This window comes from Ardenticatena maritima, from assembly GCF_001306175.1.
Classification (GTDB): Bacteria; Chloroflexota; Anaerolineae; order Ardenticatenales; family Ardenticatenaceae; genus Ardenticatena; species Ardenticatena maritima.
The window spans coordinates 58,235-80,503 of sequence record NZ_LGKN01000003.1; the positions used below are offsets into that span (position 1 = coordinate 58,235).

The following is a 22,269-nucleotide window of genomic DNA, read 5'->3' on the forward strand; positions in this document are numbered from 1 at the left end:
GACGACTTACCGTCGGCGGCGTTGACGTGGTCGGCGTGCCGTTTTGGTTTTGCGCGTTTGTTCGCGCACAAGTTGTTGCAGTGCCTTGACTTCTTTGGGCGTCAGTTCGCGCCATGCGCCGCGGGGCAAATTCCCCAGTGTGATGGGGCCAATGCGCACGCGCTTCAATTTGCGCACCGGGTGCCCCAAAATGCCAAACATGCGGCGAATCTGGCGCTTGCGCCCTTCGCGCAAAATCACACGCAAGATGGTGGTGTCATCGGTTTTGCGTTCCACGCGCACTTTGGCGGGGAGTGTCCGCGTGCCGTCTTCCAGCACAACGCCATGCTTGACCGCTTCAAAGAAATCTTCATTGGGGTGCCCGTACACTTCGACAACGTACTCTTTTTCGTGCTGATAGCGTGGGTGCGTCAGCACATTCACAAGGTCGCCGTCATTGGTGAGCAGAATCAGCCCCTCGCTTTCAGCGTCCAGCCGCCCGACGGGCACTAAATGCTCCTCGGCGGCAAAGGGCACCAGGTCAACCACCGTTTTGCGGCCAAATTGGTCGCGCATGGTGGTGATGTAGTGGCGCGGCTTGTGCAGAGCGATGTAGCGCTTGCGCACCTGGTCGAGTCGCACACGTACCCCGTCCACGCGGATTTCATCTTGTTCGGGGTCAACTTTGGTGCCAAGTTCGGTGACCATGCGACCATTGACATCCACGCGCCCCTGGCGAATCATCTCTTCGGCTTCACGGCGCGAGGCGACGCCCGCGCGCGCCAACACTTTTTGCAAACGTTCTTTGGCCATGGGAATCCCTCTTTTCCGTGCGACACAATGCGATATGTGCCGTTCTTTATTCAAAGATAGCAAGATTGTATTATAGCCTAAAAAGCAAGACATGCGAGAAGTGGAGAAGAAAAACGCGCACGATGTGCACCTTGGCGGGTATTTGCCAGAGCATGCAGAACGCCGTACACTTGTCGGCACGACGGCCCAAAATCAACCAGTGAGTGCAAGGAGGTTTCCTTGGCGTCGAACGAATTGCCACGCGTTGTTGTCACCGGAATAGGCGTCATCACTTCACTTGGCCAGAACGTCGAAACATTTTGGGATGGTCTCATCCATGGGCGTTCTGGCATTCACCGCTTCAACCATTTCGATGCCAGTGAGTGGCCTGTGCAGATTGGCGGCTATATTGATGATTTTGACCCCACGCGATACATTCCTGAAAAAGAAGCCCGCCGCATGGCGCGTTTCACGCAGTTGGCGCTGGCGGCAACCGAAGAAGCCCTGGCTGATTCGGGGATTGATTTGTCGCAATATGACCCGACCCGCATTGGGATTGAGATGGGGAATGCGGTCGGCGACCTGGATACGATTACCAAAGAGTACGATGTGATGAAAGAGAAGGGGCCGCGTCGTATCAAGCCGCACGCGGGTCCCAGCGTGCTCATCAACATGGGGGCGTGCCAGTTGGCGATTCGGTATGGCATCCAGGGACCGGCCGGTGCGCCGGTGGCGGCTTGCGCCACCGGGCTGTATGCGGTGGGGGACGCCATGCGCCGCATTCAGCGTGGTGAAGCCGATATCGTCATTGCCGGTTCAAGCGAAGCCTTGCTGACGCCGTTGGCGGTGGCGGCGTTCTGGCGCATTCAGGCGCTGAGCACGCGCAACGATGAGCCTGAGAAAGCCTGCCGCCCCTTCGACAAGGACCGCGATGGGACGGTGATGTCCGAAGGCGCCGCCACCTTGATTTTGGAGCGCGAAGATATCGCCCGCGCACGTGGGGCGCGCATTTATGCCGAAGTGGTGGGGTACGGTATCTCGGTAGATGGGTTCCACCTCATCGCCCCCGACCCACAGGGGCGCGGTGCGGCGCGCGCCATGACGTATGCCCTGCGCGAAGCGGGCATTTCACCGGAAGAAGTGGACTGGATTTCGGCGCACGGTACCGGCACGCCGCTCAACGATTTGTCCGAGACACTGGCTATCAAGAGTGTGTTTGGCGATGCGGCGTACAAAGTGCCTGTCAGCAGTATCAAAAGCATGATTGGGCACACGTTGGGTGCAGCCGGCACGGTCAGCCTGGTGGCGAATATCAAAGCCATCGAGACGGGCATCATTCCGCCAACCATCAATCTCGACCAGCCCGACCCGCAGTGTGACCTGGACTATGTGCCCAACGAAGCCCGCGAAGCCCGCGTGGACGTTGCGATGAGCAATGCGTTTGGCTTTGGCGGTCAAAACGCGTGCGTGATTGTGCGACGCTACGAAGGCTGATGCAAAATCGCGAGGAGAGAGCAGAGCATGCCGATTGAAACTCGCCCACTTACCACCGGTGAACAGTTGCGCCGTCTGGCGCGCCGTTTGTTGGGGCAACCCGATTTGCATTGGGTTGTTCTCCCATCCTATGAACTCCCTGGTCTGGCGGTTGTTGGTGGGGTGTTGGTGCAAAATCTGGGGAACGTCCCGGCGCACAATGTGAAGATTGACCTGAGCTTTCCGCGCGGGGCGCAAGACATCATGCGCGAAGTGCAGGTGCATAGTGATGATGAGTACATTGTGCGCGGGGGTGGAGAAGGGCGTTCTTTCACCACCTTGCGCTTGCGCACATTGCGACCGGGGGGGACCGTTGTGGTGTACTATTCCAGCCATGCGCCGTTGCAACCGGTTGTGCGCGTTTCGCATTACGAGCCAGAATAAATGTTGTGATTGATCGTGAAGGAGGCTGTGAGTGAGCCGCACCTATCGCATTCTTGTTGTGGATGATGATTGGGTCTCCGCTGAGCTTGTTCGGCGGGTCTTGGAGCGCGTCGGCTATGAGGCGTTTGTTGTCCATTCGCCCGAAGATGCACTCAATGCGTTAGAAAAAGAGACGTTCGACGCCGCCATCCTCGATGTCATGCTTCCGGGCATGGATGGGTTTACGCTGGCGCGCCGTATTCGCCAAGACCCGAAAACACGCCTCATGCCGATTCTCATGTTGACCTCAATGGGCGACCTGTCGGATAAAATCGCCGGTTTTGAGGCGGGGGTGGACGATTACGTCACCAAGCCCTTCGATTCAAACGAGCTAGTATATCGGCTGAGGGCGTTGCTCTTGCGTGCTGAAGAATCGCGCGGCGCCGGTTTGGTGCAGGTTGACCGGTCTGCAGCACCGCGAGGCAAGGTGATTGCCGTCTTTGGGACGAAAGGCGGCGTTGGGAAAACGCTCATCTCGGTCAATCTGGCGATTGCGTTGCAGCAGAAGACGCAAAAGCGCGTGGCTATTTTCGATGCGGATTTGTTGTTTGGCGACGTTGGCGTGCATTTGAACCTGCCCACGGTGCGCAGTATCGTTGACCTGATTGACCAGATTGATTCACTCGACGAGTACGCTGAGCAAGTGTTGGTGCCGCATTCGTCGGGCGTGTACGCCTTGCTTAGCCCCTTCCGCCCCGAGGAAGCCGAATTGGTGACCGCCGAGCATATTGGCAAAGTGTTGGAGTGGTTGCAGACCCGCTTCGACTATGTGGTGGTTGACTGTCCGCCGGCTTACGATGACCGCGTGCTGGTGGTCTTGGAGAAGGCTGACATCATCCTCATTGTGGTGACGCCGGAAATTGGACCGTTGAAGAATATGAGCGTCTTCCTGGATTTGGCGGAGCAGTTGGGGCTTTCGTATGACAAAATCCATCTCATTTTGAACCGCGCCAACTCCAACGTGGGCATCAATGTGCAAACAATCGAACGCACATTGCGACATCGGGTTGCCTTGCAGGTGGTGAGTGGTGGGCGTGCTGTGGTGCTCAGCGTCAACCGGGGGGTTCCCATTGTGCTCGACCATCCCAATGCGCTGATTTCGCAACAGATTCGCCAGATTGCCGACTTTGTTTTGGAGCAAATTCGCCAGCCCCATTCCACGCGCTGAGCGCAAGATGTGAACAAGCAGCCACACGCAAGAAAAACAGGGCGGACCAGACGGTTCGCCCTGTTGCTTTGCGCGCGGAAGGTTCAGGGAGCGACGGCCACGGGCATCATCAGGTGTGGCATGGGCACATACATTTGAATGCGTACACGCCGCGATTCCGCCAAAATCACGAATTCTTCTTCTTCGTCTTCCACATGCGTGTGGGGGAAGACGAGAGCATGCCGCAATCGCGAGCGGCGAACATGTGCGCCATGTCCAATCGTCACATACAGCCCAAGGCTGCTCTCTTCGACAACGGCATCGCGCGCTTTCCACGACAGCATCATGGGATCGTAGAGCAGGTTGGCGTATGGTGGATGCACCATGCTTGACCAGTCGCGCAGCATCAGGTGGGTGATGTGCAACAGGTCGGAAGGTTCATTGACGTTGAAGCGGCAAATGTTGGTGGGAAGAATCTGCATGGGCGCGTTGCGCGCAACGATTTCATAGGTGAGGGCTTGCAGGGAATCATGTTCGACAAGCATGCGCGCCCAGCGGAAAATCTCTGGTTGCAGAATGTACGCGCCGGTTTGCGCCATGCGTGCCGCCGTATCGCCAAAAGCCGCGTCCTGGGAGACGAAGAAGGTGTTTCGCCCAGGTGTGGCACGGCGCACATAGGGCTCAAGCCACTGACCAAAGTAGTTGTCGCCGTGCAAAACCAATGTCGGACCCTGTACCCAGTCGGCGGCGCTTGCCAATGCCGCCATAAAGGTGGCGGGGCCTTTTTGCTGAATGAGGCGAATATGACGGCGTTTGCGGATATGGCGGGCAATCGCGTCGGCTTTGTAGTTGACGACAATGGCAATGTCTGTGATTGCGAGGCGTTCCAGTTGGTTCAAAAGGTGGTCGAGTAGCGTTCCACCGGGGAGATACAGCAAGGGCTTCGGATACAAATCTGTCAACGGGCGTAAACGTGTCCCACGTCCTCCTGCCAGAATCAATGCTTGCACCATTGAACTCCTTTGTCTCTTTTGTGCACTCGCCATTGAATGCACCGCCATATATTGTAGTATTCGACTGTTTGTTTTACAAACGCGTTTTCTCTACGTTTTCTCTACGTTCTATACACGTTTTTCCGCATGCAGACAATGGGCTTTTGGTCATAGTTTTTTCATGTGTTGACATAGCATGTTGTCAATGAGCAAGTGATATGTTGCCGCTCGTCTTATTTTGTTAGATGATATGGCTATCGCATATCTTTCCTTGCATAACAGGAGGCGTTTTATGGTGGAAAAGTGGCATGTTGAACGTGAAGAAATCGCCTATGCTGACCGTTGGGTGCGTGTGGTGCGTGCTCACGTGCGGCTTCCGAATGGACGTGCGTATGTCTATACCACGTTGTGGCGCGTGCCGGGGGCGGCGGTTGTCGCCCTCAACGAAAAGGGGCATGTGTTGTTGGTGCGAGAGTATCGCCATCCGTTGGGGCAGGTGATTGACCAATTGCCGGGCGGTCTGGTTGATGAAGGCGAAACCCCGCTCGTGACGGCGCAACGCGAATTGCGCGAAGAGACGGGGCTGGAAGCCCGCGAGTGGGAGTGGTTGGGCGAGGTTGAGGATAACCCTGGATTGATTGCCGGGACAACAACGCTCTTTCTCGCGCGTGATGTCCACCCGGTCGCTGAACCTGCGCGCGAGTGGACCGAGTTTTTGGAGATGCGTTGGGAAGCCCCCGACGTGTTGCAGGCGCGTATTGCGCGCGGCGAGATTCGCGACCGGGTGGTGTTGGCGGCGTGGGCGTTTCTTACGGCGCGCGGGGTGTTGTAAGTTGGGCGAGCAGGTGGCGTAGTTCATCGGCTGAAACGTCGAACACGTCCCATGCGGCGTTCTTGGGCAGAAGCGACCAGAGCGCCTCGTGGGGGGCGCCTTTGAGCCGAATGCGCATGAGCGCGATGGGCAATTTGTGCGTGAAAACGGCAACCCGCTCGTTGGGGTGGCGGGTTGCGATGTCCGCCAGCGCCGCCAAAATGCGCGTTTCGACGTCGTGCAGTGTTTCGCCGCCCGGCGGATGTGTTTCCCATGGCGCAGTTTGCCACTGCTGAAAACGTTCCGGCCAGCGGGCGCGAATGTCGTCAACCAGCACACCTTGCCATTCACCCTGGTTGATCTCGCGCAGGCGGGGGTCCAGATGGACGGGCAGATTGAGCCGCTGCGCGAGCGCTTCGGCGGTTTGGGCGGCGCGTTTCAAATCACTGCTGTAAATGGCGGTGATTTGCTCTTGCGCCAGTTGCTCTGCTGTGGCTTCTGCCTGAGCGCGTCCACGTGCGTTGAGTGGTGGGTCTTCTTGCCCTTGATAGCGACCGATGACGTTCCAATCGGTTTCGCCGTGTCGAACCATGTAAATCGTTGTCATGCTTCGTCTCCTTCGTCTGGGGTGGTGTTGAGGCCAAAGGCTTTGCGGTATTCGGGCAATGTTGCCATGGGTGGGCGGCGAATGTCTGAGATGTACAGTTCTTCGAGGAAGTAGCGCCCGCCTTCATACTGGATGAGTTTCATCGAGCGGTTGATGTCGCTCAGCAGGCGCACCTGGTTGCGCTCTTCAAGGTGTTCGATAAAGACTTGGATGATGGCAAAAGCCATTTTGCTGAGCGCCGGCAAAGGCTGATTGTGATGCACACGTTGGCGCAAATCCACCTGGGCGATACTGCTCAAGCCGTATTGTTCCACCAGGCTGAGCAACAGCCCCGTTTCGACGCCGTAGCCGGTGTAGAAAGGCAGTTGTTCCAGTACGCGGCGGCGTCCTGCGTATTCGCCTGAAAGTGGCTGGATGATGCCCGAAAGTTCGGGGTAGAAGAGGTTGATGAGTGGGCGAGCAACCAACTCGGTGACACGGCCGCCGCCACCGGCTTGCATTTTTTCCCCCACACGCAATGGTCGCCGATAAAATCCCTTGACATAATGAATGTCCTCGCGCAGGAGCAATGGTCCAACAATGCCGTACACAAAGCGGGGGTGAATGTTGACGATGTCGGTATCAATCCAGGCGATGATGTCGCCTTTCAGCACGTAGAGGCTTTTCCACAACCCTTCACCTTTGCCGCGGTACGTGCCGTATTGGGGCAGGATATCGCTATGCAAATAGACGGGAATGCCCAGGTCGCGGGCAATTTCCACGGTGTAGTCGGTCGAGCCGGAATCAATGAGCACGATTTCGTCGAGCAGGGGGTATTCGCGCATGAGGGCGTCGCGCACGGTGGTGATGACATTGCCGATGGTCTCTTCTTCGTTCAAGGCGGGGAGCCCCAGGCTGATGGTAAGCCCTTGCTCACGTTTCAAGTCCACCAGGTGCGCGATGTCGCTAAATTCATCGCTGCTGAATGTGTTTTCAGCAAACCAGCGGTCAACAATCACGGATGTAGGGGAGGGGGGCAGTTCGAGTTCGTCGTAGCGTGTGCGTACTTCTTCAAAGTGCGCCGGGCGGTATTCCGTTTTGACGAGGATGATAGGCGTGTTGACCGCTTCGGTGATACCGCGAGCAATAGCACCCACACGGCGCGCGCCACTGCCGGCACGCTGCTCGGCGACCCCCACCATGATGAGGTCGTATTCGCCGGCGATTTGACGCACGGCTGAAACTACATCACCGATGACGCGCAGGCGGCGCGTCACCAAACGATGCCCGCGTGTGCTGCGCTCAATTTCCTGCCAGATGGCTTCATCACGCTCTTCGGATTGGCTTTCTTCGGCGAACAAGAGCGTGATGCGGCTATTGAGTGCTTCGGTCAGTGCTAGCGCGGTTTCGATCAGCAGGGCGCTTTCTTTACTGCCGCGAATGGGCACCAAAATGTTCTTCACCTCTTGCGGTGGAGGACCGCTGAATGCAATCACGTCGCAGGGAATGAGCCCCAGTAGCTCGTCCATGTGTGCCCCGTACACATCGTTGCTGTGCCCCGGTAGCCAGCGCAACACCACAACGCTGATGTCATGAGCGATGACGATTTCTTGAATGATGCGCCAGGGTTCGTGGCTCACACGCACATGCAGGTCGAATTGGATAGGCTCGCCGAGGTACGTTTCTGCAAGCGATTGCAAGTTCTGGCGTGCGATCTGGACTTTGGGGGTGGCTTCGCTCAGGGCTTCGGGGTTTTCGACCGGCACGATGCCGATAACGCGCACGTAGGTGCGGCGGTTTTTGGCGATAGCCAGAGCGATACGCAGCAGCCATTCGTCGGGTGTTTGGTTGTGAATGAGCGGCACAAGCACAGGATGCACCGTGCGTTCGATGCGTTGTTTGCTGGCATGTTTCACGGTGTGGCTCATTGGCGGACCTCCTCGGTTGGTTCGGGTTGGTGTGCGTAGTGTATGAAAAGATGGCAGAAGAACAAAGTCCCCAAAAAGAGACCTGCCAGGGACTTGCCCCTGACAGGTCTTTGTCGGGTGTGGCTGTGTGTTTACGGTATCTCGGTGCGTAGGCGGCTTGTGTGGACGCCGTCGCTGGCAAGGATTTCGTACAACCCAGGAGCAAGCGGCGTTGTGCGCGCCAATTCAGTGGCGGTCTGGTTGATGGCGAGTGCTTGCCAGGTTTTTCCGCCGTCGGGCGAGTAGCGCACCAGATAGACAAGGTCGTCGCCGTCGGTGTCGCTTACCGCCCAGCGCAGGGTGTTGGTGGTGGCGGTCAGGGCGTTTTCAACAAATTGGGGGGCGGCGGCGCCGCCGTGGCGCTCGGCAAGCACCTCGCTCCCTTTGCGGATACGAATCGCATCGGCTTTGGGGTGCGCGGGAATGGTGAGCGCGAAACCGCGAATGTCCCCGCCCTCGGCGTCGCCCACGGGGTCCAGGGCGGCGTGAACCGGTGCGAAGGTGTAGGAAGCCAGCAGACGCCCGCCGGCGTCGAGCAGGTCGAGCGTGTAGGGGCCGGTTGCGTGCGGCAGGTTGGCGGTTTCCAGGGTAAACGCCGGGCGCAGTGTGGCGCTGGTATCATTTTCGCCCAGCATGCCCGAGACGAACATGACGTTTTCGGGGTGGGTGATACGCAGCAGATTGTTTTGTTGCGCATAGGTCAAGATGGCTTCGTAGGTGTAATCCGAAATCCAGGTCGGGTCGCAGTACCCCATGATGTCGTAGTATTGCGTGTAGGGGTAGATGGTTTGCGACCCGTACACGTCGAAGCCGTAATTTTGCGCGCCGCTGTTCCCGATAGGAGATTTGCCGTTCCCGTCCGTGTACGGGTAGGCGGGGTCGGGATCTGCTGCGCCGCAACCGGGGGCATGCTTGCGACCGTGGTTGTGCCCCACTTCGTGGGCGTGGGTTTCGCTCGCCCCGTCGTGATTGGCGTTCCACCCCGTCCAACCAACCGCCGCTTTATAGCCGCCAATCCAGCCCAGCCCGGCGATACAGCCACCGCTACATTCCACATCCAGCAGGGCGTAGTAATACTCGTTGGGCGCGCCGTCCGCCAACCAGGCGTCTGTAATGTCATAGAGGAGATAGACCCAGTCGGTTTGTGTAGGGTCTGGTTTGCCGTTGGTGCAGGGGCCGCTGTACGTGAGCGGCGTGGCGCGTGTTTGCAGCGTGATGTTGGGGACGGGATAGACTTTGCGCGTGTATTCGATGAGATAATCGAAGGGCGCAGTGGGCGTGATTGTTCCGCCACCCTGGCACTGGTATTGCACGGGAACTACGCGCACGTTGAGCGTGGGCACACTGGTGAACGAAACCGTTGTTGTCTGGCTGGTGGCAAAGTACGTTGTGCCGTTGTCAGCCGTCACCCAGAGCGTGAGTGTACCCGAAAGCCAATCGTTGGGCAGGGCAAAGTTGAACGTGTCGTTGAGCGCGGAGCGGTTCGCACTGCTTTTGAGGGTGCGTGGGTTGTTGATGGCGGCGATGGGAGACGTCGCGAGTTCCTGCCCGTTGCGCGACGCATGTAGGTAGGCTTCCACATTGGTGTGGGATGTCGCGCTGGTGATGGTGACGCGGGCGTATGTGGGGCGGTTGGCGACCAACTGGACGCTGGTGTCTGGTTGCTGGACCCCCTGGGTGATTTCAAAGCCGGCTGTAATGGCAAGCGGTGTTGGGTCACGTTTGATGAGGGGCAAGAAGACGCCGCAGTCCGGTGGGCAGGCTGTGGGCGTCGCCGTCGAGGTTCCCACCACCAACAGGAAAGCCAATACACCGAATAAAAGCACAAAACGCCGCATGTTTCTCTCCTTTTTATTGCACTTGCTGCGCATTTCAAGGCGAGGATACGCCTTCTTCATCCTTTGGGCAGGTTGATGGTGCTGGTGGTGTGGTCACTACCTCGACGTTGCGGAAGGAAGCCGCTTCCAGGAGAGCACGCACGGCAATGGCGGCGCGGTTGTTGGCTTCTTCCAGAATAGCGTTTTCGCAGGCGGCGCGGCGAATTTTGGCGAGCGCCAGTTGTTCGGCGCGGCTTTGCATAGCGGGGTCCACAGGGCCGAAAAGGCTTTTGTCGAAGTCGTACACGTAAGAGCGTTCCACGTCAATTTTCGCATCCAGCAGTTTGGGGGGCGGCAGGCGAATGATGACCGTATCGCTGATGACCCGCACATCGTTGACGTCAATCTCGCTCAGATCAACGCCGGCGCGCACTTCCCCATAGGCAACGTATATCATCTTGGTTTCCCCCACCTGGACGCCCAGCAGTTCGCGCGCCTGTGATTGGGCGACGATGGTTTCCATGCTGTAAATCGCGGTTGTCAACTCGCTGGCGTTGCGTACTTGCTTGACGATGACGGCGCGCACGTCAATCTGGGGCGTGGGGGTGGGTTGGGCAAAGAGCGTTTCCACTTTTTGCACAAAGGCTTCTCCCTGGCGGTAGAAGCCGTAGAACGTGAGCGCGGCTGTGAAGAGGGCAGCGCCAAGAAGCACAAGCGCGATTGTTCCGGCAATGCGCCAACAGCCGCTACGGTTCGGTTCTGGTGTGGAAGCAGGTGTGTGTTCCACAATCACGCCTCACACAGTCAAATCGCTTCACGCAAGTCAAACGGGAGATGGGGCACGCCCCCCGGATAGAGCGCGGCGGCGTCGAGATTGTGGGCGCGCAACATGCTCGCGCCTGTGACGGCGCGTTCCCCCGACATGCAGACGGTGATATGGTGCGCATGGGCGGGAAGTTCGCCAATGCGCTGGTGCAGTTCGCGCAGAGGAATGAGCCGCGAGCCGAGCACGATACCGCTCAGGCGGGCTTCGGCCTCTTCGCGCACGTCGAGAATGGAGATGGTGTCGGCTTCATCTTCGCGCTGGGTACGCACAACCTCAATAAATTCGTAGAGTTCGAGGGTGGGGAATGGTTCAAGGGCGATTTCAGGATGATTCCAGCGGCGTAATGGTGTGTCGAGCCAGCCAACCACCGGATTGCGGCGCATTTTGTGTACCGCTTGGGCAATTTCTTCGGCTTCGACGGCGTCATCGTGAACGAAGGCGACCGGCGCATGCGGGTGCAACAGCACCATCATCATGGGAAAAGCCGAGGCGTCGGTTGCCGGAATGTTGATAGCGCCTGGAATGTGCGCTTCGACAAATTCAGCGCTGGAACGCAAATCCACCAGTATCGTGCCTTGCCGCTGGTAGTTCAGCAAAATTTCGGCGTTGAGGGCTTTGGGTGCCTCGCTCATAAACCACCTCTCCTGATGATTGGTTGTCTAGGGAAGTTCGGGGGGGCGCTCACGGCGCACGTAGCGCGGCTCTTCCAGTACGGCTTCGATAAGCGTGTCGCCATGTTGCACCGCCACTTTGGTGCCCGGCGTCGCCCAATCACGCCGAACGTAGCCCAGCCCAATGATGGCGCCGTCTGGCGTTTCGACGAGGCTTGTTAGCCGCCCGACCTCGCGCTCTTCGGCGATGAGAGGGCTTCCGACGGGGGCGGGGGCGGACAGCCGCAGGCGCATGAGGTGCTGCTTGATTTTGGCGTAGGTGTCCAGCCGCGCCACGACTTCTTGCCCGATGTAGCACCCCTTGTTGAAACTGATAGCGTCCCACAAGCCGGCTTCCAGTGGGTTGTAGTCTTCGGTGATTTCATGGTCGGCGGCGGGGCGACCATGCAGGACACGCAGAATCTCCCAGGCTTCGGCGCCCATCGGTTCGATACCGAACGATTGCCCGGCGTGGAAAAGGGCTTCAAAGAGGGCGGCGGCGTGCGCTTGGGGCGCCACAATGGTGAAGCCGGGCAGCGCCAACCCACTCCCCGCGGCGAGTTTGACGGGGACGTCGGCGATAGTGGCGTTGACAAAGCGCCCGGTTTCGGGAATGGGGGTGTGGAGATGTTCCAGCACGGCGGCGCTTTGCGGTCCCGCCAGGGTGAACAATGCGGTTTGGTCGGTGATGTCTTCAATTTTCAAATCGGTGCCAAAGAAGATGAAGCGCCGAAACCAGTTCGGCAAGATGGCGCGCCGTTCGGGCGATGTGATGAGCAGGCTTTCATCTTCGGAAACCAGCACCGTCAGCAGGTCAATCAGGCGGGCGGTGGCGGTGAGGGCAACGGCTTCGATGGCGTCGCCGGGCTGGGCGCGCTTGAAATCGGCGGTGGTGTAGTTGTGCAGAAAGGTGAGGTGGTCGCGCCCCAAGAGGCGCAAACGCCCCCAGTGGCTGCGGTCGCACAGGACAACGCGCTCTTCGGCGGCGCGTACCGCTTCGGCGGTGTTGCCGTATTCGTTGGGAACCAGCCGCCCCTGCTGTTCGATCCAGTTTGCCCCAAGGGCGTTGTGCACATGTTCCATTTCGTGCGCCATGGTCAGCCTCCCGTTTATGATTCGCCCACCGCTTGGTATTCTTCCTCTTCAGCACTCAGGACGGGCGCTTGTTCTGGTCGGCTGGTGATGAGCAACCAGATGACACCGGCAACCCCGGCCAGGAATGAAGCCGTGAGAATGGAAAGTTTTGCCACCGGCAACGCCGATTCAGGCAAGCCCAACGTGGCGATGAAGAGCGCCACGGTGAAACCAATCCCGCCGAGCATGCCGGCGCCTAAAATGTGCGCCCACGAGACAGTGTCGGGTTTTTGCCCCAGTTTGAGCAGGCTGCTGAGGTATGCGCCCAGGAAGATGCCAACCGGCTTGCCCAACGCCAACCCCAGCACAATGCCGAGGAAGAGCGGGCTGCCCAGAATATCGCCAAACCCACCTTCGATGTGCACGCCCGCGTTCGCCAGTGCGAAGATGGGCACGATGAAGAACGCAACCACCGGGTGCAGATTTGTTTCGAGGCGGCGCAAGGGCGATTGGGCGTTTTCGCTCAGCGTTTCGAGCGTGTCAATCCCCGAGCGGAAGAGGTCATCGTTTTCGATGGCGTCTTCCATTTCCGCCAGAATGCGCCGGGCGTTGTTGAGGAACGTGCGGCGGTCGAGGAAGCGGCGCACGGGAATGGTGAACGCCATGAGCACACCCGCAATGGTGGCGTGGACGCCGGATTGCAGGAACCCGTACCAGGCGATGATGCCCAACACGAGATAGACCAATGAACGATAGAAACGCAGACGGTTCAGCAGGAAGGCCACGCCAATGGCGGCAAGCCCAAGCAGGAGCCACGTCACCGAAAGGTCGCTGGTGTAGAAGAGGGCGATGATGAGCACCGCGCCCATATCGTCGGCGATTGCCAGTGTCGTCAGGAAGATTTTGAGCGAGGTGGGAATACGCGACCCCAACAGCGCCAGCACGCCCAGCGCAAAGGCAATATCGGTTGCCATGGGAATACCCCACCCGCTGAGAGTGGGTTCGCCCCAGTTGAAGGCCACGTAGATGAGCGCGGGCACCACCATGCCGCCGATAGCGGCGGCAATGGGGAACGTGACGCGCTTGATGGAGCGCAGTTCACCCACGGTAACTTCGCGCTTGATTTCCAGCCCCACAACGAAGAAGAAAATCGCCATCAAACCGTCGTTGATCCAGTGCCCGAGCGACATTTTGAGGGCGTGCTCACCCCAGGTAATGCCGACTTTGAGATGGTGCCAGAGTTCCTCGTATGTTTCGGGTGAAATATTTGCCCATATGAGCGCTACGATGGTTGCCGCGAGCACAACAATACCGCCCGAGGCTTCCTGGTGCGCAAAATCTTGAAACGCCCGCACAATGGATGTAAGGCGGGGCGAAATGTTCGATTGCATGGCGGCGTTGGCTTCGTCATCAAATTGAAAGTGCGGCTTCATTGTTGGGATTTTCCTCCTCTTTTCGTGTTGTGCGCGTTATTCTTCATCGGATGGGCGCAGACGGTTGACACCACGCGGCACTTGATAGTCGCGCCAGTTCATTTTGGCTTCGCCGACCTGGCTCCATTCGGGGCGATACGCGGGGATGCAGACCGCCCACACCACCAGGTCGCTTTCGGGGGCGGCGTGAATGGCGTAGCGTGTGCCCGCCGGAATGAGTACCACGTCATCCGGCGCGATGTCGTACTGGTTGAAGGCCATTTCGATGACGCCGCGCCCCGCTTTGACGATGAGCAGTTCGTCGAAGCGGTTGGTGCGCGGTTGTCCATGCGTGCCGGCTGGCGCTGTGATGTGCGCCACACTGTAGCGGGATGTGTTGGTGCTTGCCAGCCCAATCAATTCGACGATGTGATGGCCGTCGCTGTTGGTGATGGGTTCTTGCTCGTGCAGTGAGCGTTTCATGGGTGTTCCCCCTCGTGTTGCTTTTGGCTTGTTGGTTGGGCTGCGCTGGGCTCTGTTTCACGCCATGTGCAAGCGTGTTGAACAACAAGTATAGCACATTTTGCCCACAACGTTACGCCAAATCTTCGTCAAACGTTTCATCGGGGTCGGTGTGCCAGTTTTCGATATGTTCCAGCAGGTTGTCAATGGCTTGCAGCACCAGCGCGACGTTCCACGTCTCACCCTGGCGGTCAGTCCAGCCGTCGCGTTCGGGGTAGCGGTCGTGGAACTGTTCGGTGCGCGTGCGCCATTCGATGAGCGTTTCGACGGGGTCGCCGTCGGCGGCGAGAACGCGCCGAATGAGGCGGGCTTCGGTCGCCCATTGGGCTTGCAGGGAATGTTGCAGGTCGGCGTGTTGGTTGCCTGTTCCCCGGCGCAACAGCCCCCCTTGTGTGAGTGTGCGCAATGTTTCGAGCCGTTTTTGCAGTAGTTCACGCGTGTTCATGCGACGACTCCTCGCCAATGGCTGAGTTGATGAACGATGAGAGCCGGTCAAGGTAGGCTTGGCCGCCAACCAGCCAGGTATCATTGTGGTGTCCACCCGGTACAAGGTAGAGATCTTTGGGCGGCGGAGCGGCTTCGTAGAGGCGGCGGCCGTGCTCGACCGGTATGAGTTCGTCTTCTTCCCCGTGGATGATGAGTTTGGGGCATGTGATACGCTTGATGCGGTCAATGCTGGGGTAAAAATCGGGTAAAAGGTGCGCCACCCCTGGAATGGGAAGCACCTGTTTGGCGATATCACGCCCACGGGTGAATGTATTTTCGACGATGAGCGCGGTTGGCGTCACGTCTTCTTGGGCGGCAAGCCAGATGGCGACGGCGCCCCCCAAGGAGCGCCCAAAGAGCACCAGATGCCCCCGCAACTCCGTGCGCGCCCATTCCCACACTGCGCGGGCGTCGCGGTAGGTGCCTTGTTCGCTTGGCGTGCCTTCACTGCGGCCAAAACCGCGGTAATCCAGCAAGAAAATTTGCCAGCCGGCTTCATACAACAGGCGAGCGTTATCCAGACGGTCGGCAATTGTGCCGGCGTTGCCGTGGAAAAAGAGAATAGTGGCTGGCGCGTCAATGTGTGGGATGAGCCAGCCGTGAATGCGCACGCCGTCTTCGGTGCGCAACCAGATGGTTTCATAGGGTAAGCCGATGTCTGCGGGCGTGCGCCACAGCGTTTTTTCAGGATAAAAAATGTACTGGTTCAAAAGTGCTTCCATTTGCTCATGTTCGGAAAAATGATGGAGGTCCATAGGCTCGTGCGCCTTTCTGTTGATGTCTCGTAAGCATCTTACTTTGCTTTGAAGGAAAGACAAGCAGGCGAGACGGGGGTGGGCGCTTGTGGTGTTCCTCAAATTGTGTTCAGTATGCCCCAACCAGCCTTGTTTGACGGAAGATTGCCTTTTGGGCAAACTCAAAGCCAGCCCATTTTGATGTTCGTGCGAAGCATGTGGGGGAACAGTATCATGCACATTGAAACGCTGGTTGTTGGTCCGCTGCAAGTCAATTGCTACATTGTGGTGAATGAAGCGACGGGCGACGCCATCATCATTGACCCAGGCGGTGATGCGGATCGCATTATCGCAACGATCCGCGCCAACGGCTGGAATCCTCTGCGTATCGTCAACACGCATTGCCACTTCGATCACGTGTTGGGCGTGCCTGCACTCAAAGCCGAATTTGGTATCCCGTTTTGGGTGCCGCATGGTGAAGAAGCGTTGGTCGCGCGTGCGCCCCATATCGCGCAGGAGTGGCTGGGCTTCGACCCGGGACCGGCGCCCACGGTGGATGCGACCATTCGCGAAGGGCAAAACATCGCCCCGCCCGGATTGACGCTGACGGTGTATGAAACGCCGGGGCACAGCCCCAATGGGTGTGTGTTCATCGGCGAGGGGGTCTGCTTTACGGGTGATGTTGTGTTTGCAGGCAGCATTGGGCGCTATGATTTGCCCGGTGCTGATTTCAACACATTGATGCGCAGTATCCGCCGCGTCATTTTGCCCCTTCCTGATGAGACGGTGCTCTTGCCGGGGCATGGACCCGCCACAACAATGGCGGATGAACGGCGTTTCAACCCCTACATTCGTGCATTGATGGCCAAAGAATAAAACCAACCAAAAGGGAGCAGATGATGTCTTTCGATGTTGAAATGTTCAAGCGCGCCATGAGCCAATTTGCCACGGGGGTGACGATTGTCACCACGCGGGATGGTGACGACGTGCATGGCATGACCGCCAATGCGTTTTCCAGCGTCTCGCTCGACCCGATGCTGGTGTTGGTCTGTATTGCCAAGCCTTTGCGCACGCATGAGATGATTCAGAAGAGCGGTATTTTTGCGGTGAATATCCTGGCGTTATCGCAGCGCGAGTTGGCGGAACGCTTTGCCGGCATGGTGCCGGGCGTGGAAGATCGTTTCGAGGGTATCGCGTACCAAACGGCGACAACCGGCGCGCCGGTGTTTGATGAGGCGCTGGCGTGGGTGGATTGCCGCCTCTGGGCGACGTATGATGGCGGTGACCACACGATTTTTGTGGGCGAGGTTGTTGATGGCGCGGTGCTCAATGACGGGACGCGCGAGCCGTTGCTCTACTTCAACCGTCGTTGGGCGCATTTGGGACCGGTGGAGCAGCGGGGGTCAAGTCCGTGGCCGAAAAAGACCAGCGACGATGAGACGGAGTGAAGCATGATACGCATACCGCCTGCGCAGTGGGCGTCTGTGTTGCAATCCATCACGCGGCGGCAACAACGCATTCCGGTGGTGTTGCGCGTAAAGGATGCTCCGCAGGGCATTGCTGAGGTTGTGTTGTGGCAAACGCCGCTGAATACGTTACGGGTTGCCGCCGCACAAGACCGCATTGATGTGGAAATTGTCGCGGGCTTGGCTGAATCCCCCATCACCTACCGGATTGACGCCGTGCGCACCATCTCGCTGGAATTGACCGCCGACCGCGCCGCTGTGCGCGAAGTCCGTTTTGACGCTGTGGACGGCTCGGTCTCCGTCTTGCGGTTTGAGTTGCCGTAAAAGCGTGTTGACAACCGGAGAATGCTGGCACGATGGCGTGCCACGTGTGGCAAAGGAGGCACATATGCACTACCTTCCCGAACCGTTTCGTATCAAGATGGTCGAGCCGATTCGACTGTTGCCGCGTGAAGAGCGCCTGGCGGCGCTACAACGCGCAGGGTACAACCTGTTTGGGTTGCGCTCTGATGAGGTTTTCATTGACTTGTTGACCGATTCAGGCACCGGCGCGATGAGCCAGGCGCAATGGGCGGCGTTGATGCAGGGCGACGAGTCGTATGCCGGGGCGCGTTCGTTCTACCGTTTGCGCGACGCCATTCGCGATATTTTCGGCTTTCGCTTCTTCGTACCGACACACCAGGGGCGCGCCGCTGAACATATCCTCTGTCAGTTGCTCGTCAAGCCGGGCGACAAAATCCCCTCGAACATGCATTTTGATACCACCGAAGGCAACATTCGCGCGCGCGGCGCTGAACCGGTGAACCTGGTGATTGATGCAGCCCGCGACCCGCAGTCCACACACCCCTTCAAGGGCAACATGGATGTGGACAAGCTGCGGCGCTTCATTGAAGAGACCGGCGTTGAGCGTATCCCCTTTGGCATGATCACCATCACCAACAATGCGGGCGGTGGTCAGCCGGTTTCGATGCAGAACCTGCGCGAAGTGGCCGCCGTGTATCACGAATATGGCATTCCCTTTTTCATTGATGCGTGTCGGTTTGCCGAAAACGCCTGGTTCATCAAACAGCGCGAACCGGGCTATGCCGACAAAGCACCCATTGAGATTGCACGTGAAATGTTCGCGCTGGCTGACGGCGCAACGATGAGCGCCAAAAAAGACGCGATTGTCAACATTGGCGGCTTTTTGGCGATGAATGATGAAGCGTTGTACGAACGCGCACAGCAGGAATTGATTTTGCGCGAAGGATTCCCCACCTATGGGGGCTTGGCGGGGCGCGACCTGGACGCCATGGCGGTGGGGTTGTACGAGGCGCTGGATGAAGCCTATCTCGCGTATCGGACAGGGCAGGTTCGGTATCTGGCGGAGCAGTTGCAGGCGGCCAACGTGCCCATTGTTCAACCGCCCGGTGGGCATGCCGTCTATGTGGATGCGCGGCGGTTGCTCCCGCACATTCCCCAAGCCCACTTTCCGGCGCAAGCGTTGGCGGTGGCGCTCTACCTGGAAGCAGGGGTGCGCGGTGTGGAAATCGGTTCAGTCATGTTTGCGCACGAAGACCCCGAAACGGGGGAGATGGTTTACCCGGCGTTGGAGTTGGTGCGGCTGGCGTTGCCGCGCCGTGTGTACACGCAAAGCCACCTTGATTATGTGGTTGACGCCCTGGGGCGGCTGGCGGCGCAACCCGAACGTGTGCGCGGCTTGCGCATGACCTTTGCGCCGCGGCTCTTGCGCCATTTCACGGCACGCTTTGAACCGGTGGAAGAAGCAGTGCTGATGCCATAGGGGCGACGCGTTAGCTGTCGCCCCGTTTTTTGCCTTGATGCAATGTGCGCATGAGGTGGTCGAAGGCTTGCACCACCATGGGGTCGAAGTGGCGACCACTTTCCGCGCGAATGTACGCGAGCGCTTTTTCATGCGACCAGGCGGGGCGGTATGGGCGATCGGATGTGAGTGCGTCGTACACATCCACCACGGCGAAGATACGGGCGGGGAGTGGGATTTCTTTGCCTTTGAGCCCGCGTGGGTAGCCCGTACCGTCCCACTTTTCGTGGTGATAGTAAGGAATATCGAGCGCCGGACGCAGATAGCTGATGCTTGAAAGCATTTCATAGGCGTACACCGGATGTTTGCGCATAATCTCCCATTCTTCATCCGTCAAGGGACCTGGTTTGAAGAGGATGCTGTCGGGGATACCAAGCTTGCCGATGTCGTGCAACAGAGCGCCGCGGCGAATGTGAACCCACTCCTCGACGGGGATATTCATTTGTTGCACCAGTTGCATGGTGAGCTTTGTCACCCGGTCGGCGTGCCCTTTGGTTTCGATGTCGCGCAGTTCCAGCGCCCGCGACCACCCTTCAATCGTGGCGTCATAGGCCAGGCGGAGCTCGGTATTCGAGCGTTGGAGCTCATCGAAGAGCTCAAAATTGTCCAGCGCCAGCGCCAGGCGGGCGGCGATGGTTTCAACGAACGCGAGCCATTCTTCTGATGGATTGAAGACGTACCGCGCGAAAATCTCCAACACCCCTTTGAGCCGTCCTTTCGCAATCAACGGAATCCCGATGAATGTTTGGAAGCGCTCTTTGTGGATAAATTCGGAGTGCATGCTGATGCCCGATTCGGTCAGATTGTTGAGTACCAGCCTGCGCCGTTCCATGGCAACCCGCCCGGCAAGCCCTTCTCCAATGCGTACATGGCGAATGGCGTCCGCGTAGCGGAATCCGCGTGCGGCAATGGGGGTGAGTTCGTTCATCGTGTTGACCAGGCGCATGGTGACAGCGGCGTCCATGGCGAGCTCATCCAACAAGTACCCCAGCACCAGGTCGAATGTGAGCCGAATGTCCACACTGGCGTTGATGGTTGTGTCAATGTCGTGCAAAGTCGCCAGGCGGCGCAAACGGGTTTGCGTTTCCTGATGGAGGGCGGCGCGGTCGAGTGCAAGGGCGGCGAGCTCGGCAAGGGTGCTGAGATGCGGCAGAATGGCGGTGTCGAACGGGCTTGTACGTCCGAGCCAGACGGTACCCAGTACACGGTCGGCGAGGCGCAGCGGCAACCCGATCACGGCGTGGCACCCATTCATGCGTTCCACCGCTTTGAAAATGGTGCTTTGTGTAATATCGTCGGAGACAAACGGTTGCCCAGTGGCGATGACGTGTGCATTCGCGCCGAAATGTTCCGGTAATTCCCACCCGCGAAGATGCTCCCATTTGCCGAGCGCATACGCTGTGCGATAGATGCGGCGGACCGGGTCGAACAGCAGGAGTGAGGCGGCTTCGGCGTTGGCGAAACTCATCAAGTGGGGCAAGAGCCGGTTGGCAAGGTCGTCTTGGGTGTTGGCGTTGCGCAAATCCAGCGAGATGCGCGCGAGCTCTTGCGTTTTTTCCGCCCACAGGCGTGTTTGTTCATAGCTTTGGGTTGTTTGAAAGGCGAGCGCCGCTTGTTGCGTGATGGCTGTGAGCAAGGCTCTGGTTTCGGGGTCAGGCACACACTCGGTTTCGACAAGGACGCTTCCGAATACGCTTTCTTTCGTCCGCAAGGGGAGGAGCAAGAGCGTATTGGCGTCGTTGGCGAGGAGCGAGCGCCAGCGGGGATTCCTCTCTGTTTCGATGCTGAACGGGCTTGCGGATTCCGCAAAGCGTGCCTGAATCTCTTCGATGAGTTCTTCGCTCAGCGAATGATGCTCCGCGTTGAGGGTGTGCAAGCGTCGTGGGCGTCCACCAGACCAAAGCCAGAGGCTGATGCGCGGCGTTTCGAGAAGCATAGCCAGGTTCTCGATGAGCACGTTCGCCACGTCTTCGATGGTCTGTTGTTGTGTAAACTGGCTGGTGGCGTGTTGCAAACGTTCGGCGCGCATGCGGGCGTGGCGTTCCGCTTCGTAGAGTTGCGCGTTTTCGATGGCTTGCGCTGTGGCGCGGGCAATGCGCATGACGAGATGGATTTCATCTTCGGTAAATTCGCGCTCTTTCAGGCTATCCAGCCCGATGGTGCCGAGAGTTTGCCCGTGGGCAATGAGCGGTACGATGAGCAGAGAGACGGTGCCGCGATAGCGCATAAGATGGTGTGTGCCGCGCGTGCGGGGGTCGTTTTGGGCGTCTTTGATGGCAAGTGGGCGTTGATGTTCAAGCACATAGCGCGTGGCTTCGTTCTCTTCCAGTGGAATGACCGCCCCCAACCCCGATGGACGCCCCGGCTCGCGGTATTCGGCGACCACACGCAACTCTTGTTTGTGGCGGTCGAGCAGGGCGGCGGCGGCTTGGGGCACGTGCAACACCTGCGCCAGCTCGGTGCAGATTGTTTCCAGCAAGACGGGGATGCTGTCCAGGGTATAGCTTTTGTCCATGATGTGCTGGAGCAGGCTCAGCTCCTGATATTTGCGGTTGAGGGCTTGTTTGTGTTCACGGGCTGGGGTGGCGTCAATCAGGAAGCCCGCGCCGCCGTGAGGGGCGCTCGTTTTTTGATGCGGATGGTAATAGAGTTCCAGGACGGTGTCTTTACCTTCGACGAAAAACGTTTGCACAACTTGTTGCCATTGCGGTTTGGGTTTGGTCGTTTCTGTGGCATGGCTTTGCAAATTTTCAAGCAAGGTGTTGAACGGTTGCCCCAAGAGGCGGTGTTTGTCTTGGCCAAGCATTGTTTGTGCATCGCCATGAATGGCGGTGATGATGCCGTTTTCGTCGGTTGCCCAGACAATACCGGGAACCTGGTCGAGAGGGGTGCTTGTGCCTGCCTGGCGCACGACCTGTTCGATCACAGCGTCAAGCAGGTCTGTGGTGGTGTACTCGCGCACGAGATAAGCGGATGCGCCGAGTTGGAGCGCGGCAAGGGCGATGTCGAGCATTTTGTGTTCGACGAGGACGATGACCGGCGCAAGTGCGCGCAAAAGCGGCAGCCGCGCCAAATCGGCTTGGTTGGTGGGCGCAAACAGAATCGCGTCGAAAGGGTGTGTTTCCTGTGTGGTTGATGATGTCGTGTGGTGTGTCGCCGGCAAGAGGTCGCGCCAGGTGTGGATATTGATACAAAGCAGGTGATATGCTGGTGTTTGGGCTGACATGACG

21 protein-coding genes are annotated in these 22,269 nt (G+C 58.5%); 8 read left to right on the forward strand and 13 right to left on the reverse strand.

Annotated elements, in window-relative coordinates; translation table 11 throughout:
* Positions 1–6 precede the first annotated feature (6 nt).
* Positions 7–792 carry a pseudouridine synthase gene (locus SE16_RS00520; RefSeq protein ID WP_054493584.1) on the reverse strand — a complete coding sequence of 262 codons (786 nt, stop codon included), beginning with the start codon at positions 790–792 and terminating at the stop codon, positions 7–9.
* A gap of 219 nt (positions 793–1,011) precedes the next feature.
* On the opposite strand from SE16_RS00520, the gene fabF reads away from it, so the two are divergent.
* The 3 genes from fabF to SE16_RS00535 are packed head-to-tail and all read left to right on the forward strand — an operon-like array spanning position 1,012 to position 3,895.
* Positions 1,012–2,265, forward strand: coding sequence for a beta-ketoacyl-ACP synthase II (gene fabF / locus SE16_RS00525; protein ID WP_200907369.1), 1,254 nt, complete (start codon positions 1,012–1,014; stop codon positions 2,263–2,265).
* A gap of 27 nt (positions 2,266–2,292) precedes the next feature.
* Complete coding sequence (locus SE16_RS00530; protein WP_054493585.1) at positions 2,293–2,688, forward strand: hypothetical protein; 396 nt, start codon at positions 2,293–2,295, stop codon at positions 2,686–2,688.
* 31 nt (positions 2,689–2,719) lie between these two features.
* Positions 2,720–3,895, forward strand: a complete 1,176-nt coding sequence (locus tag SE16_RS00535; protein WP_054493586.1) for a response regulator — start codon at positions 2,720–2,722, stop codon at positions 3,893–3,895.
* 83 nt (positions 3,896–3,978) lie between these two features.
* Here the strand turns inward: SE16_RS00535 and SE16_RS00540 are convergent, their stop codons facing one another.
* On the reverse strand, positions 3,979–4,884 hold the full coding sequence (locus SE16_RS00540; RefSeq protein WP_160317015.1) for a sugar phosphate nucleotidyltransferase: 906 nt from the start codon (positions 4,882–4,884) through the stop codon (positions 3,979–3,981).
* A 274-nt stretch (positions 4,885–5,158) separates the two neighbouring features.
* On the opposite strand from SE16_RS00540, the gene SE16_RS00545 reads away from it, so the two are divergent.
* Entirely contained in the window at positions 5,159–5,698 is a 540-nt protein-coding gene (locus SE16_RS00545) for an NUDIX hydrolase (protein ID WP_054493588.1), read from the forward strand.
* Here the strand turns inward: SE16_RS00545 and SE16_RS00550 are convergent.
* The 10 genes from SE16_RS00550 to SE16_RS00595 form a co-directional block, all read right to left on the reverse strand.
* Positions 5,676–6,284, reverse strand: a complete 609-nt coding sequence (locus SE16_RS00550) for a histidine phosphatase family protein (RefSeq protein WP_054493589.1) — start codon at positions 6,282–6,284, stop codon at positions 5,676–5,678. The two genes, SE16_RS00545 and SE16_RS00550, sit on opposite strands and share 23 nt — an antisense overlap.
* Entirely contained in the window at positions 6,281–8,191 is a 1,911-nt protein-coding gene (locus SE16_RS16270) for a glucosyl-3-phosphoglycerate synthase (protein ID WP_200907370.1), read from the reverse strand. The genes SE16_RS00550 and SE16_RS16270 overlap by 4 nt, the downstream gene beginning before the upstream one ends.
* Before the next feature lie 131 nt (positions 8,192–8,322).
* Positions 8,323–10,068, reverse strand: coding sequence for a zinc metalloprotease (locus SE16_RS00560; RefSeq protein WP_054493590.1), 1,746 nt, complete (start codon positions 10,066–10,068; stop codon positions 8,323–8,325).
* Between the two features lie 34 nt (positions 10,069–10,102).
* Positions 10,103–10,840, reverse strand: coding sequence for a DUF4230 domain-containing protein (locus SE16_RS00565; RefSeq protein WP_161804492.1), 738 nt, complete (start codon positions 10,838–10,840; stop codon positions 10,103–10,105).
* An 11-nt stretch (positions 10,841–10,851) separates the two neighbouring features.
* Positions 10,852–11,505 (reverse strand): rhodanese-like domain-containing protein, encoded by a 654-nt coding sequence (locus tag SE16_RS00570; protein ID WP_054493592.1) that lies wholly within the window; start codon positions 11,503–11,505, stop codon positions 10,852–10,854.
* A gap of 27 nt (positions 11,506–11,532) precedes the next feature.
* Positions 11,533–12,618, reverse strand: a complete 1,086-nt coding sequence (ygfZ, locus tag SE16_RS00575) for a CAF17-like 4Fe-4S cluster assembly/insertion protein YgfZ (RefSeq protein ID WP_054493593.1) — start codon at positions 12,616–12,618, stop codon at positions 11,533–11,535.
* 14 nt (positions 12,619–12,632) lie between these two features.
* Positions 12,633–14,030, reverse strand: a complete 1,398-nt coding sequence (gene nhaA, locus SE16_RS00580; RefSeq protein ID WP_235472398.1) for a Na+/H+ antiporter NhaA — start codon at positions 14,028–14,030, stop codon at positions 12,633–12,635.
* A 36-nt stretch (positions 14,031–14,066) separates the two neighbouring features.
* On the reverse strand, positions 14,067–14,492 hold the full coding sequence (locus tag SE16_RS00585) for an AraC family ligand binding domain-containing protein (RefSeq protein WP_054493594.1): 426 nt from the start codon (positions 14,490–14,492) through the stop codon (positions 14,067–14,069).
* Between the two features lie 112 nt (positions 14,493–14,604).
* A complete protein-coding gene (locus tag SE16_RS00590; protein ID WP_054493595.1) occupies positions 14,605–14,976 on the reverse strand; it encodes a hypothetical protein in 372 nt (123 codons plus the stop codon).
* Complete coding sequence (locus SE16_RS00595) at positions 14,963–15,772, reverse strand: alpha/beta hydrolase (RefSeq protein WP_054493596.1); 810 nt, start codon at positions 15,770–15,772, stop codon at positions 14,963–14,965. The genes SE16_RS00590 and SE16_RS00595 overlap by 14 nt, the downstream gene beginning before the upstream one ends.
* A 180-nt stretch (positions 15,773–15,952) precedes the next feature.
* Here SE16_RS00595 and SE16_RS00600 point away from each other — a divergent pair, with 180 nt between their 5' ends.
* The 4 genes from SE16_RS00600 (at position 15,953) to SE16_RS00615 (ending at position 19,000) form a co-directional block, all read left to right on the forward strand.
* Positions 15,953–16,627, forward strand: a complete 675-nt coding sequence (locus SE16_RS00600; RefSeq protein WP_161804493.1) for an MBL fold metallo-hydrolase — start codon at positions 15,953–15,955, stop codon at positions 16,625–16,627.
* Between the two features lie 20 nt (positions 16,628–16,647).
* Positions 16,648–17,199: a flavin reductase family protein gene (locus tag SE16_RS00605; protein ID WP_201782256.1), complete on the forward strand. Its 552-nt coding sequence runs from the start codon at positions 16,648–16,650 to the stop codon at positions 17,197–17,199.
* A gap of 3 nt (positions 17,200–17,202) precedes the next feature.
* Positions 17,203–17,541 (forward strand): hypothetical protein, encoded by a 339-nt coding sequence (locus SE16_RS00610; protein WP_054493598.1) that lies wholly within the window; start codon positions 17,203–17,205, stop codon positions 17,539–17,541.
* 64 nt (positions 17,542–17,605) lie between these two features.
* Positions 17,606–19,000 carry a tryptophanase gene (locus SE16_RS00615; protein ID WP_060687073.1) on the forward strand — a complete coding sequence of 465 codons (1,395 nt, stop codon included), beginning with the start codon at positions 17,606–17,608 and terminating at the stop codon, positions 18,998–19,000.
* 10 nt (positions 19,001–19,010) lie between these two features.
* Here SE16_RS00615 and SE16_RS00620 read toward each other — a convergent pair whose 3' ends face one another.
* Complete coding sequence (locus SE16_RS00620; RefSeq protein ID WP_054493600.1) at positions 19,011–22,265, reverse strand: GAF domain-containing protein; 3,255 nt, start codon at positions 22,263–22,265, stop codon at positions 19,011–19,013.
* Between the last annotated feature and the right edge of the window lie 4 nt (positions 22,266–22,269).